Annotated in this window: 13 protein-coding genes; 7 read left to right on the plus strand and 6 right to left on the minus strand. The window is 63.1% G+C overall.

Translation table 11 applies throughout. The features are described from left to right. Positions 1–3: 3 nt before the first annotated feature. Both hutH and hutI read right to left on the minus strand, forming a co-directional pair. Entirely contained in the window at positions 4–1,539 is a 1,536-nt protein-coding gene (gene hutH / locus RLCC275e_RS28575) for a histidine ammonia-lyase (RefSeq protein ID WP_033183749.1), read from the minus strand. Beyond that, a complete protein-coding gene (gene hutI / locus RLCC275e_RS28580; RefSeq protein ID WP_033183748.1) occupies positions 1,536–2,798 on the minus strand; it encodes an imidazolonepropionase in 1,263 nt (420 codons plus the stop codon). Before hutI ends, hutH begins: the two co-directional genes overlap by 4 nt. A gap of 122 nt (positions 2,799–2,920) precedes the next feature. Here hutI and RLCC275e_RS28585 point away from each other — a divergent pair, with 122 nt between their 5' ends. Then, entirely contained in the window at positions 2,921–4,267 is a 1,347-nt protein-coding gene (locus tag RLCC275e_RS28585) for a formimidoylglutamate deiminase (protein WP_033183747.1), read from the plus strand. A 121-nt stretch (positions 4,268–4,388) separates the two neighbouring features. Next, positions 4,389–5,111, plus strand: a complete 723-nt coding sequence (gene hutC, locus RLCC275e_RS28590; protein ID WP_033183746.1) for a histidine utilization transcriptional repressor HutC — start codon at positions 4,389–4,391, stop codon at positions 5,109–5,111. Between the two features lie 36 nt (positions 5,112–5,147). On the opposite strand, the gene hutC (RLCC275e_RS28595) is transcribed toward hutC (RLCC275e_RS28590), so the two are convergent. Further along, on the minus strand, positions 5,148–5,903 hold the full coding sequence (gene hutC, locus RLCC275e_RS28595; RefSeq protein WP_033183745.1) for a histidine utilization transcriptional repressor HutC: 756 nt from the start codon (positions 5,901–5,903) through the stop codon (positions 5,148–5,150). Positions 5,904–6,099: 196 nt separating this feature from the next. Here hutC (RLCC275e_RS28595) and RLCC275e_RS28600 point away from each other — a divergent pair, with 196 nt between their 5' ends. The 5 genes from RLCC275e_RS28600 (at position 6,100) to RLCC275e_RS28620 (ending at position 10,885) form a co-directional block, all read left to right on the plus strand. Further along, a complete protein-coding gene (locus RLCC275e_RS28600; protein ID WP_018069854.1) occupies positions 6,100–6,939 on the plus strand; it encodes a transporter substrate-binding domain-containing protein in 840 nt (279 codons plus the stop codon). Between the two features lie 218 nt (positions 6,940–7,157). Next, positions 7,158–7,883 carry an ABC transporter permease gene (locus tag RLCC275e_RS28605; RefSeq protein ID WP_033183744.1) on the plus strand — a complete coding sequence of 242 codons (726 nt, stop codon included), beginning with the start codon at positions 7,158–7,160 and terminating at the stop codon, positions 7,881–7,883. A 9-nt stretch (positions 7,884–7,892) separates the two neighbouring features. Continuing rightward, positions 7,893–8,597: an ABC transporter permease gene (locus tag RLCC275e_RS28610; protein WP_033183743.1), complete on the plus strand. Its 705-nt coding sequence runs from the start codon at positions 7,893–7,895 to the stop codon at positions 8,595–8,597. Positions 8,598–8,624: 27 nt separating this feature from the next. Continuing rightward, entirely contained in the window at positions 8,625–9,401 is a 777-nt protein-coding gene (locus tag RLCC275e_RS28615; RefSeq protein ID WP_027687824.1) for an ABC transporter ATP-binding protein, read from the plus strand. Continuing rightward, the gene (locus RLCC275e_RS28620; protein WP_033183742.1) at positions 9,398–10,885 is read left to right on the plus strand and encodes an HAL/PAL/TAL family ammonia-lyase; all 1,488 of its coding nucleotides are present in this window, start codon (positions 9,398–9,400) and stop codon (positions 10,883–10,885) included. The genes RLCC275e_RS28615 and RLCC275e_RS28620 overlap by 4 nt, the downstream gene beginning before the upstream one ends. Positions 10,886–10,891: 6 nt before the next feature. Here the strand turns inward: RLCC275e_RS28620 and RLCC275e_RS28625 are convergent, their stop codons facing one another. From RLCC275e_RS28625 to RLCC275e_RS28635, 3 genes are all read right to left on the minus strand, one after another. After that, entirely contained in the window at positions 10,892–11,434 is a 543-nt protein-coding gene (locus RLCC275e_RS28625; RefSeq protein ID WP_033183741.1) for a hypothetical protein, read from the minus strand. 250 nt (positions 11,435–11,684) lie between these two features. Beyond that, positions 11,685–12,680, minus strand: coding sequence for a HupE/UreJ family protein (locus RLCC275e_RS28630; protein ID WP_033183740.1), 996 nt, complete (start codon positions 12,678–12,680; stop codon positions 11,685–11,687). Next, complete coding sequence (locus RLCC275e_RS28635; RefSeq protein WP_245485098.1) at positions 12,677–13,597, minus strand: peptidyl-prolyl cis-trans isomerase; 921 nt, start codon at positions 13,595–13,597, stop codon at positions 12,677–12,679. Before RLCC275e_RS28635 ends, RLCC275e_RS28630 begins: the two co-directional genes overlap by 4 nt.

Raw genomic sequence — 13,597 nt, forward strand, 5'->3', positions numbered from 1 at the left:
GTCTCAACCCTCCAATACCGGCAATATGCCAGATGAAACCGAGGCGTTCAGCGCGCCCGTCGCCACCAGTTCGGCGGCGGCGGCGAGGTCGTTTGCCATGTAGCGATCGACGTCGAGGCTCGGAACCTTGGTGCGGATCGCGGTGATCGCCTTGCCAAGTTCCGGGCTTGTCGATAGCGGCGCGCGCAGTTCAACGCCTTGGGCGGCGGTCAGCGCCTCGATGCCGATGATGCCGAACAGGTTCTCGGTCATGGCGAGCAGGCGGCGGGCGCCATGGCAGGCCATCGAGACATGGTCTTCCTGGTTGGCCGACGTCGGCGTCGAATCGACCGAGGCCGGGTGCGACATCTGCTTGTTCTCGGACATCAGCGCCGCAGACGTCACCTCGGCGATCATCAGGCCGGAGTTCAAGCCCGGCTTCTTGGCGAGGAAGGCCGGTAGGCCGTAGGAAAGGGTTGGATCGACCAGCAGCGCGATGCGGCGCTGCGAAATCGCGCCGATCTCGCAGACGGCAAGCGCGATCTGGTCGGCGGCGAAGGCGACGGGTTCGGCGTGGAAATTGCCGCCGGAGACGACGGAATTGTCCGACAGCACCAGCGGATTGTCGGTGACCGCATTGGCTTCGATCTCAAGGGTGCGGGCAACCGAGCGCAGCAGATCGAGGCAGGCGCCGTCGACCTGCGGCTGGCAGCGGATGCAATAGGGATCCTGGACGCGCTCGTCGCCCTCGATGTGGCTCTGGCGGATGATGGAGTTTTCGAGGAGCGCGCGAAGCGCGGCTGCCGTGTCGATCTGGCCCTTATGGCCACGCAATGTGTGAATGTCCGGATGGAAGGGCGCCGAAGAACCCATGGCGGCATCGGTGGACATGGCGCCGGTGATGAGAGCTGCCTGTGCGGCACGATGGGCGCGGAAGAGGCCGGCAAGCGCCAGCGCCGTCGAGGTCTGGGTGCCGTTGATCAGCGCCAGGCCCTCCTTGGCGGCGAGCACGACCGGTTTGAGGCCGGCCCTTTCGAGGGCTTGCGCGCCCGGGAGCCGTTCGCCGGCGAAGAAGGCTTCAGCCTCGCCCATCATCACCGCCGCCATATGGGCAAGGGGCGCAAGATCGCCGGAGGCGCCGACCGAGCCTTTTTCCGGGATCAGCGGAATGACGCCCTTTTCCAGCATGCCTTCGATCAGCCGGACCAGCTCCAGCCGCACGCCGGAGGCGCCGCGCCCGAGCGAGACCAGCTTCAGCGCCATGATCAGCCGCACGATATTCTCAGGCAGTGGCGCGCCGACGCCGCAGCAATGCGACAGGATGAGATTGCGCTGCAAGGTGGTCACGTCGGCGCTGTCGATCTTGATCGAGGCGAGTTTGCCGAAGCCGGTATTGATGCCGTAGACCGGCGCATTGCCGGCGGCGATCTCGGCGATGCGGGCAGCGGCCTTGGCGATCCCGGCATCGAAGGCGGGATCGAGCCTTGCCGGCACACCGGTCCAGTAGATGGTTTCCAGGTCCTTGAGCGAGACGGAGCCCGGGTGGAGTGTGATGGTCATCGACCGTTCCTTTCGCCCTTGAAGACGCGTGCGTGAAGCGGATTGAAGCCGATGCGGTAGACGAGCTCGGCGAGGCTTTCGATATTCCAGATGGCGAGATCGGCGGATTTGCCGGCTTCGAGCGTTCCTGTCTTGTCGAGCAGACCGAGGGCGCGGGCGCCTTCACGGGTGGCGCCGGCGATGCATTCCTCGACGGTGAGGCCGAAGAGCGTCGCCGACATGTTCATGGTGAGCAGCATCGAGGTGAGCGGCGAGGTGCCGGGATTGCAATCGGTGGCGATCGCAATCGGCACGCCTGCCCGCCGCAACGCCTCTACCGGCGGCTTCTGCTTTTCATGGATGGCGTAGAAGGCGCCGGGCAGCAGCACGGCGACGGTGCCGGCTGCGGCCATCGCCGCAACGCCATCTTCGTCGAGATATTCGAGGTGATCGGCTGACAGTGCGCCATAGGACGCGGCGAGCTTGGCGCCGCCAAGATTGGAGAGCTGCTCGGCATGCAGCTTTACCGGCAGGCCAAGCGCCTTCGCCTTGTCGAAGACGCGGGCGATCTCGGCCGTGGAAAAAGCAATGCCCTCGCAGAAGCCATCGACAGCATCGGCAAGACCGAGGCCATGCATGTCGTCGAGACCGGGCAGGACGACATCATCGAGATAATCGCCGTTGCGATTCTTGTAGTCCACAGGCGTCGCATGGGCGCCGAGATAGCTGGTGGCGACGCGGACCGGGCGGATATGGCCGAGCAGGCGGGCGCTCTGCAGCATCTTCACTTCGCCGCTCCGGTTCAGTCCGTAGCCGGACTTGACCTCGATCGTCGTGACACCTTCGGCAAGCAGCGTGTCGAGCCGCGGCAGAGCCTGCGCGACAAGCTCCTCGACCGACAGCGCATTGGTCGCTTTCACCGAGGAGACGATGCCGCCTCCGGCACGCGCGACCTCCTCATAGGTGGCGCCTGCAAGGCGCATTTCGAACTCACGGGCTCGGTTGCCGCCATGGACGATATGGGTGTGGCAGTCGACGAGGCCGGGCGTCACCCAGCGGCCTTCGAGATCGACGATTTCGGAGTGTTCGATGGCCGATGCTGGGAGCTCGCTTTCGGCGCCGGCAAAGGCGATGCGGCCGTTTTCGACAAGCAAAACGCCCTTTTCGACGATGCCGAGACCCTCTTTATCAGGCGCAAGCGTGGCGAGCCGCGCATTGCGCCACAGCACTGGGCGGGTGTCGGCAGATGGGGCTTTCTCTGAAAAATTGTTCCCGGTCATCAGCTTTGCGCCTTTCCTTATGTCAAAACATGTATATACATAATCGACAGGTGACAAGAGAAATTTTGTGCGCTTTTCTGGAAAAGAAAGATCGGCGGCACGGCAAGAGGAGAGGGAAGGTCATGACCACACTTCACGCAGGCACGGCGCTGACGCCGCAGGGCTGGCAGAAGGACGTGCGGCTGACGCTTAAGGCCGGGCGCATCGCGCGGGTCGAAATCGGCACTGCTCCCGAGCCCGGCGACGAACGCCACGCTCTCCTTGTTCCTGCCATGGGGAACCTGCACAGCCATGCCTTCCAGCGGGCGATGGCCGGCCTTGCCGAAGTGCGCGGCCCAGCCAATGACAGCTTCTGGAGCTGGCGCACTGTCATGTACAAATTTGCCCTGGCGATGACGCCTGATCATGTCGAGGCGGTGGCGGCCAAGCTTTATGCGGAAATGCTGGAGGCCGGGTTTTCCCGCGTCGGCGAGTTCCACTATCTCCACCACGACAGGGATGGCGGCACTTACGCCAATATCGCCGAGCTTGCCGAACGCATCGGCGCGGCAAGCGAAGAGACCGGTATTGGCCTGACGCTGCTGCCGGTCTTCTATGCCCATTCCGGCTTCGGCGGAGCTGCCCCGATCGACGGCCAGCGGCGTTTCATCAATTCGCTCGAAAGCTTCGAAATGCTGATGGAAGGATGCCGGACGATGACCGGCCGGCTCGATGGCGCCGAGCTCGGGCTGGCGCCGCACAGCCTGCGCGCTGCGACGCCGGACGAGCTTACAAGGCTCGTGCCGATGGCGGGCGACGGTCCCATCCATATCCATGTCGCCGAGCAGGTGAAGGAGGTCGAGGACTGCATCGCCTGGTCCGGCGCGCGGCCTGTGGAATGGCTGCTCGATCATGCGCCTGTCGATGAGCGCTGGTGCCTGATCCATGCGACGCACATGACCGAGGACGAAACGCGGCGGATGGCGAAAAGCGGCGCGATTGCCGGCCTCTGCCCGATCACCGAAGCCAATCTCGGCGACGGCGCCTTTGCCGCGCCGCTCTTCCTCGAAGAGGGCGGGCGTTATGGCATCGGCTCGGATTCCAACGTGCTGATTTCCGTGCCGGAGGAACTGCGCCAGCTCGAATATTCGCAGCGTCTGGCGCTTCGCGCCCGCAACGTCGTCGCGGCACCCGGCGGTTCGACTGCGCTTTCACTGTTCACACATGCACTTGCCGGCGGCGGTGCCGCGCTGAAGGCGCCGGCCGGCCTCGTTGAGGGCCATTCCGCCGATATCGTCTCACTCGACACCAAAGCCGTTCCTTATCTCACAGGCGACCAGATCCTCGATCACTGGCTGTTTGCAGGCGGCATTTCCATCGATTGCGTTTGGGCACGCGGCCGCAAGCAGGTGGAGGGCGGCCGCCATCTCAGGCGTGATGCCATCGACGGGCGATTCCTCGCTGCGATGGGCGAATTGCTGGCTGCCTGAAAAAGAGCTTTTCCTGTCCAGGCATTCGAATTAGAGCAATTCCAGCAAAAATGTGTAGTGGTTTTTCGTCCCGAATTGCGTAAAAACAAAGAGATAGCGGGAGACCAATCGGAACGTGGCGATGAACCAAAGCAGGGATCCCACCTTGCATCAGCGCATCCTCAGCGACATCGAGGGCCGTATCGTCTCGGGCGATTGGCCGCCGGGGCACCGTATTCCCTTCGAGGTCGATCTCGCCACGCAATATGACTGCTCGCGCATGACGATGAACAAGGTGCTGACCCAGCTCGCCAAGGCCGGCCTTATCGAGCGCCGCAAGAAGTCCGGCAGCTTCGTCACCCAGCCGCAGGCGCAATCGGCGGTTCTCGAAATCCACGATATCAAGGCCGAGGTGCAGTCGCTGAACCTGCCCTATTCCTATGCGGTATCGAAGAAGACGAGCCGCAAGGCCAAGGCGGAAGACAGTCGAAGGCTGGAACTGCCTGTGGCATCCTCGGTCGTCGAGGTCGTCTGCATCCACAATGCCGGTGCGCGGCCCTTCTGCCTGGAGGAGCGGCTGATCAGTCTTGCGACGGTGCCAGAGGCCGCCAATGCCGATTTCCTGACGATGGCGCCGGGGCCGTGGCTGCTCAACCAGGTGCCTTGGAGCACGGCCGAACACCGGATCCACGCCGTCTCGGCCAGTGCCGAAGTCGCCGCCGTCCTCGACATAGCGCGCAATACCGCCTGCCTCGTGGTCGAACGCCGGACCTGGAGCGGCGCCGGCCCGGTGACGCATGTGCGCTTCACCTATCCGGGCGATCGCCACGCGCTGGTGGCGCGTTTCACGCCGGCATCACAATAAGTCTGCTATGTTCCATATACAACATGGGCAGTGTTTTCATTCCTCGAACATCTTGCCGCTGCGCGCTTCCAGCCGGTAGCGGTGGCCGGGATAGACGAGGCGGGCGGTCGAGACCACCTGCTTTGCCGACCATGTGCGCCGGCGGATCGTCAGGCACGGTTCGGTCTTCATGATGGTCAAGAGCTTGCATTCCCAGGCCTGCGGCATCGCCGCCTCGACAACGTGCTCGGAGCCGCTGAGCGGGGCCGCAGCCGTCAGATAAGCGTTCGGCGTCAGCGTCGCGAAATCCTGAGCGAGATATTCGGGGGCGGCTTCCGGATGGACGAAACGGTCCTCGATCTGCACCGGAACGCCGTTTTCGCTGTGGACGATCAGCGAATGGAAAACCGCAGCACCGATCGGCAGTTCAAGCGCGTCGGCGACCTCGGGAGACGCGGTTTCCTGGGCGAGAACGACGACGGAGGCCTCGTGCACATGCCCGCGTTCGGCGATTTCCTCGGCAATGTTGCGGACCTCGAACAGCGCCGAATAGCCCTTGCGCTCGGCAACGAAGGAGCCGACGCCCTGGATGCGGACAAGTTCGCCCTCATTGGCAAGTTCGCGCAGCGCCCGGTTGGCGGTCATCTTGCTGACGCCAAGTTCGACGACCAGTTCGTTTTCCGACGGCACGCGATATTTCGGCGGCCACTCGCCGCTCTGGATGCGGTCGAGGATCACTTGCTTGACGCCGGCATAGAGCGGGGTGCTATCATTCTCCGCCAGTTCGCGCTTCATCTCGCCGGGACGCTTCATTGCCTATTCCTTTTGCACGCAGGGAATTCGCTACATAATTCTACTTTCCTCTTGCATATCATAAAATATTTCATATGGTACCATATACAACCTCCCAATTGGTCCTAGAAATTGAAATAGGACAGGAAAGGGCAAGCCGGCGAAGATCGGCCGTGGTGACGCAAGGTCTGTTTCAATTCCAGAGGAGAATTCACAAATGAAATTCAGCGCAATCCTGCTTTGTGGCGTGGCGGCTTTTTCCGCCTTCGCCGCGCCTGCCTTTTCCAAAGACTGGACGAAGGCGACCATTACACTCGAAGGCGCCTATGCGCCCTGGAACCTCACCAATGCCGACGGCACGCTCGGCGGCTTCGAACCGGAACTCGCCAAGGTGCTGTGCGAGCGCGCCAAGATCGAATGCACGCTGGTCGCCTCCGATTGGGACGGCATGATCCCGGCGCTCAACGCCGGCAAGTTCGACGTCATCATGGATGCGCTGTCGATCACCGAGGAGCGCAAGCAGGTCATCGACTTTACCATTCCCTATGCCGCCACGCCTGCCGCCTTTGCCACCGCCAAAGATAGCCCGCTGGCAAAGGCCGCCGGCACCGGCGCCACGATCAAGATGACACCCGGCCAGACCGGCGTGAAGGAAATCGACGCGCTGAAGGCCGCCTTCAAGGGCAAGACGATCGGCATCCAGGCCGCCACCGTCTACGCCAAGTTCGTCTATGACAATTTCGGCGATATTGCCGAGATCCGCGAATATAAGACCGGTGCCGACCGCGACCTCGACTTGCAGAACGGCCGCATCGACCTCGGCTTCGACGACGCCGTCTATTTCGCCAATGCCTTCGCGTCCGCCAACGGCGCGCTCGACTTCACCGGCCCCGAGATCATCGGTCCGATCTGGGGCGAGGGCGAAGGTCTGGGTGTCCGCAAGGCCGATACGGACCTGCGTGACAAGTTCAGCGAGGCGATCAAGTCCGCGCTTGCCGACGGCACCGTCAAGAACCTCTCGATGAAGTGGTTCAAGGTCGACGTCAGCCCGCAATAAGCGTTTCGGCCTTTCGGCCGCAAACACCGGTCTCCGGCTTCATCGCCGGAGACCGCATGCTCGAACAGGATGATTTTAGGCCGGGTCGGCCTAAAATCTGAATCCTGTTCTCAATTAAAGAGTTAGAGCATGATGTCGTCCGAAAACCGCTTACACTTTTCGGCATCATGCTCTGGTGTCAATCCGCAAAACACTGCCACGGACGGGGAACGGACGATATGGCAAGCTTGGAACTTCTCGGCTTCGGCTCGACGGGATGGGGCGCGCTGCTTATTGCCGCCGCCTTGATGACGCTGGCTGTCACGGCGACGGCGCTGGCGATCGGCGCGGTGCTGGGCGCGATCGTCGCGGCCGCGAAACTCTCCGGCAATTTTGTCCTTGTCACGCTCGGTAACGTCTACACGACCGTGTTTCGCGGCGTGCCCGAACTGCTGATCATCTATCTCATCTATTTCGGCGGCTCGTCGGCCGTCACCTCGATCGGCCAGGCGATGGGTTACGAGGGTTTCCTCGGCTTGCCCTCCTTTGTCGCCGGCGCGCTTGCCGTCGGCATCATCTCCGGCGCCTACCAGGCGGAGGTCTTCCGCGGCTCTTTTCTCGCCATCTCCAAGGGCGAGCTCGAGGCCGCCTCGGCGATCGGCATGCATCGCGGCATGCGCCTTCGCCGCATCATCATGCCGCAGGTGTTTCGCCTCGCCATTCCCGGCCTCGGTAACGTCTGGCAGCTCAGTCTCAAGGATTCGGCGCTGATCTCCGTCACCGGTCTTGCCGAGCTGATGCGCACCAGCCAGGTGGCGGCGGGCTCGACCCGGCAATATTTTCTGTTCTTCATCGCCGGCGGCTGCCTCTATCTGCTCCTGACCAGCCTTTCGGACCGCATCTTCAACGGGGCGGAGCGCCGCGCCAATCGCAGCATGCCGGCATCCGCCATGGGCCAGGCGTAAGGGGCGACTATGGATTTCACCTTCATCGCCTCGACCTTGGTCACCCTGCTCAAGGCCGTACCGACGACGCTCATCCTGTTTTCCCTGTCGATCGTCTCTGGCGGCCTGCTGGCGCTCGTCATCGTCTGGATGCGGACCAGCGGCAACAAGGTACTTTCGGGCTTCGCCAAGGGTTACATCTTCATCTTCCGCGGCTCGCCGCTGCTGATCCAGATGTTCCTGGTATTCTACGGCCTCGGCCAGTTCGGCTTCATCCGCTATTCCTTCCTCTGGCCGTTCCTGCGTGAGCCGATGGTCTGCGCGGTGCTGTCACTGGCGCTCTGCACCGCCGGCTACACGGCGGAGATCTTTCGTGGCGGCATTCGTGCCGTCTCGCCGAAGGAGATCGAAGCGGCACGCTCGATCGGCATGTCCGGCTTCCTGCTGGTGCGCCGTATCCTGGCGCCGATCGCCTTCCGCCACGCGCTGCCGGCCTATTCCACCGAGATCGTGCTGATGATGAAGTCGACGGCGCTCGCAAGCCTCGTCACCGTCTGGGAAGTCACCGGCGTCGCCCAGCGGCTGATCTCGCAGACCTACCGCACAATGGAAGTCTTTCTCTGTGCGGCGATCATCTACCTCGTACTCAACTTCATCATCCTGCAGGGCATGGCTCTGCTCGAATATTCGCTCTCCCGACACCGCCGCGCAGCCCCGCACGCGCTGAAGGCGTAAGCAGTTTTTGATCCGATTGGAGCACCCATGCCAGGCGTAACCCGACTATCGGTCCGCAATATCCGCAAGAGCTTCGGTACGCACGAGGTGCTGCGCGGCATTTCCCTCGATGCGGAAGACGGCGACGTGATTTCGCTGCTCGGCGCCTCCGGCTCCGGCAAATCGACCTTTCTGCGCTGCATCAACATGCTCGAAACCGCCAGCGACGGTGAGATCTGGGTCGACGGCGAGGAGATCCGCATGGTGCACAAGAACGGGCGGAGCAAGCCGGCCAGCCAGAAGCAGGTGGACCATATCCGCTCCGAGCTTGGCATGGTGTTCCAGTCCTTCAATCTCTGGTCCCATATGACGATCCTGCAGAACGTCATCGAAGGGCCGATCCACGTGCTGAAGCGACCGCGCGCCGACTGCATCGCCGAGGCCGAAGCGCTGCTCGAAAAGGTCGGCATCGCCGATAAGCGCCACGCCTATCCCGCCCATCTCTCCGGTGGCCAGCAGCAGCGCGCCGCAATCGCCCGGGCGCTGGCGATGAAGCCGAAGGTGATGCTGTTCGACGAACCGACCTCGGCGCTTGATCCGGAACTTGTCGGCGAGGTGCTGCGCGTCATGCGCGCGCTGGCCGAGGAAGGCATGACCATGCTCGTCGTCACCCATGAGATGAGCTTTGCCCGCAACGTCTCGAACCGCGTCGTCTTCATGCGCGAAGGGTTGATCGAGAGCAGTGGCAAGCCCGACGAGATGTTTACCGGCGGCGCGACACCCGCGTTTCGCCAGTTCATCGGCCATTTCGGAAGCGGTCAATGACGATCACCATCGACGCCGTGCTTACCTGGCGCGATGTCGCGCGCGTCGGGGCAGGGGAAGCGCTTGCGCTGTCGCCCGCCGCTTGGGCGCGCATAGAGCAGGCAAGCCGCATCGTCGCGCGCATCGTCGAGACCGGCGTGCGCGCTTATGGCGTCAATACCGGCGTCGGGGCACTGGCGGATACGGTGGTCGATCGTGCCTCGCAGAGCCTGTTGTCGCGCAGTATCGTGCTCAGCCATGCCTGCGGCGTCGGGCCATTGCTGGCTGCCCGCGAGGTGCGTGCCATCATCGCCGCTGAGATCGCCAATTTCGCTCATGGCCATTCCGGCGTGCGGCGCGAGCTCGTCGAGCATCTCACAGCCCTGCTGGAACATGATTGCATTCCCGACGTGCCGTCCAAGGGCTCTGCCGGTTACCTCGTCCACAACGCCCATATTGCGCTTGTTCTGATCGGCGAAGGCAGCGCTCACCTGGACGGCCGGCGCATGAGCGGTCGCGAAGCGCTTGCCGCGATCGGCCTCGAGCCCTTAGTGCTTGGCGCCAAGGAGGGCTTGAGCCTTGTCAACGGCACCGCCTGCGCCACCGGCCTGACCACTGTCGCGCTTTCGCGCGCCGAACGGCTGCTCGACTGGGCCGATGCGATCGCAGCATTGACGCTGGAAGCGGCGGGCTGCCAGATCGCCGCCTTCGACGCGGCCGTGCTGGCGCTGCGCCCATCGGCGGGAATAGAGAAAGTGGGAGCGACGCTGCGCGCGCGGCTTCAGGGCAGCGGCCTTGTCGCCGCCGCCTTCGGCCGCCGCACGCAGGATGCGCTCAGCCTTCGTTCGGTGCCGCATGCGCATGGCGCTGCCCGCGATATCTTCGACAATTCCGCCCGCGTCGCCGATCAGGAGCTTGCTTCGGTGACGGACAATCCGGCTGTTTCAGGCACGCCGGAACAGCCGATCGTCTCCTCCGAGGCGCATGCGGTTGCCCCGGCGCTGGGTCAGGCGGCCGATAGCCTGGCCATTGCGCTGGCGCAGATCGGCGCGATCAGCGAGCGGCGCATGGACCGGCTCGTCAATCCGCTGGTGAGCGGTCTGCCGGCTTTCCTCGCCAGCGATGCCGGCAGCCATTCCGGCTTAATGATCGCCCAATATACTGCCGCGGCCCTTAGCAACGAGAACCGCCGCCTTGCCGCACCCGCGGCCATGGACGGCGGGCTGACCTCGGGCCTACAGGAGGATTTCCTCGCACACCCGACGGCTGCCGCCGGCAAGCTGCTCGCCGTCATCGACAACGCCGAGTATATCCTGGCGATCGAGCTGATGGCGGCGGCACAGGCGCATGATTTTCTGGCAGCGACGGCGTCGCGGGCGGCAGGCACGGACCTGGTTTACAAGGCTGTGCGGGAGCATGTTTCGCATTATGGTGACGAACGGCCGCTCAACGGCGATATCGAAGCCGTGTGCAGCCTGATCCGCGAGACTGCGCCGCCGGTATAATCGGCCTCAGAACGGCTGGGTTTCGGAGTTCTGCTTTGACTTTTCGCCGGACTCGAGACGTTTGAGGCACTGGACGAAGGTGGGGTAGAGCTGATCCACCCGCGAGAGCGGCAGCGTCCAGTCGCCTTCGTCACCGGCAAAGGTGATCTGCACGTCAGGCATTCCGGCAAAGGAATTCTTGATGATCTTCTTCAGACCGGCGCTCCCCTTGCTGGCCGGGCCCCAGAGGCGAAGCGTATTCTTGTCGAAGAAATCGGCAGCGATTACCTTCGTCGCCATTCGGTCCGTCAGCGTCACCTCGGTTTTGGTCCCGGCCGGAATGTCCCATGTGGTCTTTGCGACCAGCCAGAAGGTCTCGGTTGCGCTCTGGCGGAATTCCATGGTCTTGCCGATCTCGCTGTCCCACAGCAGGCGGCAATAGGGATGCGGGCTCTCATTCGCAAAGCCAACTGACCATTGTCTCGCGCCGCCCATCCATTCGGTCTCGCCGAAGGCGCAGACCGGCTGCAGGAGGGCTGCCATCAGAACCATCACTGTCGGAATTTTCATCGCCGAACCATCTCCAACGCAATCGGCTCCAGCAATAGCAAAAGAAGGTTGAGCTTTTGCTACTAAAGCGCCGCGCGACTTTTCATGTGCATGGACGCTATAGCAGTCTGAACTGCTGTTCCCGCTTGCCGCCTCTGGCTGTGAGTTCGGCTAAGATTCGGCTGGACGCTGCGGCGAACTGAACTGAGCTGACTATGATGTCTTGGTCATGGGCGAATGTTTCTACCTGCCCTTCAGTGGATCGCGCTGCTCACGCCGCCAACCCCGCGATCCGCGAAACCAGCCACAGCATCGCGGCGGTCCCGATTATGTAGGCGCCGAACTGACGCGCCGGTGCGGGCTGTATCGTGCTCAGCGCGCCTGCTGCCCGAAGCACGACCAGCGCCGCGGCGACGAAGATCAGCTGTCCTGCCTCGACACCCAGGTTGAATGTCAAAAGGCTCAGTGGCACATCGGATTGCGGCAAGCCGATTTCCATCAAGGCACCGGCGAAACCGAAGCCGTGCAGCAGCCCGAACGCGAAGGCAACGACCCAGGGGTAGCTCTCGGAGAGCCGCCTTTCGCCCGGCTTCATCTTGATCAGTTCGCTTGCGACGAATGCGATACTGAGGGCGATCGTCGCTTCCACCGGTTTCTGCGGCAAACTGAAATATCCGAGCGACGCTCCAGCCAGCGTGATGCTGTGTGCGATCGTAAAGGCCGTGATCGTCTTGACCAGCATCCAGCGGTCTCGAATGAGTAGCATGATCGCAAGCACGAAGAGCAGGTGATCGAGACCCGAGAGTATATGGTCGACGCCCAGCAGAAAATAGGTCTGGGCGAACTCGAGGCTGGTCTGCGCGCCGGCTGCGGTGAAGGAGGGCGCGTCCGGCATGAGGCGCACGACCTCCGTGTCGCCGTTCTCGTATTCGATGCGGACGAGCGCTTCGGTCATGGTCGACTTGAGGCCGTTGATGCCGATCTCGCCGCCCCTCAATCCCCCCGCACAGGCGACGGTCCTTCGCTCCAGATAAGCTCCGTCCACGATCGACATCGCCGGTTCGGCTTTCTCGATGCACCGCTTCGGCAGTCTTGCATAAAGCCCGAGACGCATGTCGCCTTGCGCCGGAACCTTCCAAACGACGGCGAACTCATCGCTCGCCGTTTCGCGCATGTCGAGATAGGCCGGCCGAATCTCATGAGGGTACCCCGGTGTGGCCAGCAACACCGGCATCAGCACGGCCAGCAGCGCCGCAAGCCGCGTCATGGGTCGGTTCCCGCGCCGGCCGGGCTTTCGACGCTCACCACATAGCGCTTAAGGAGTTCGGCGAAGCGCTGGTTCTCGAGTTCTTTACGTCTAGCGTTCGTCCACTCCCGCGCAACGCCGTCGCGAACCTCGTCGAGCGTCGGCACTCGGCCGGGCACGCGCTCCGTCACGCGGATCAGGTGCAGCCCGAAGCTGGAATTGACGGGACCCGTCCACTGGCCCGCAGGGATCTTGTCGAGTTCTTCCGCGAAATCGGCGCCGAAGGTCTGTCCGATCGATGTCTTGCTCGAAAGCGGCAGGTCGGGCGGGAGCAGCGTGGGGTCGCCAAATAGGGTGCGATCCGTGGCCGAATCGGTCAGCAGCGCTTCGAGAACGGAAGCTGCGTCCTGTGCGGTCGTGTCGCCGCGCCGCTGAGGGTTGAAGTACACCTGCTGGAAGGCCAGCATCGAACCGATCTGGAACATGGCTGCATTGGCTTTCAGATAGGCGTCCAACTCCGCATCGGTCGGTGCCAGCGCTTCGGCGTCGGCGACGTTCAGGAATTCCATCTTCTGGCGCAGGCGGCGACGAACCACCGTGTCGTCCCTGTCGAGCCCGAGCCCCAGCGCCTGGCGTACCAGAATTTCCTCCTTCACATAGTCGTCGATCAGGGCTTTTAGTTCCTCGGCTGTTGGCGGACGTTGCCAGGTCCCCGCGAACACGGCGGCCATTTGCTCGATCTTTGGCGCCGTAATGACGATGCTGTCCGTCTTGTCGTCCGCATCGGCGCCAAAGAGCCCATAAGCCGCAAAGACAAGCAGCGCGAGCAGCAGGAAGTGGACCAGCGGCTCCCTCAACACAGGTTTCAACAGGATCGTCCACACTTTGCCGTATGCTGGGGCGGTCGACGATCCGGCGGCCGGTTCAGCCGCCGGCAT

This window comes from Rhizobium brockwellii, from assembly GCF_000769405.2.
GTDB classification, from domain to species: domain Bacteria; phylum Pseudomonadota; class Alphaproteobacteria; order Rhizobiales; family Rhizobiaceae; genus Rhizobium; species Rhizobium brockwellii.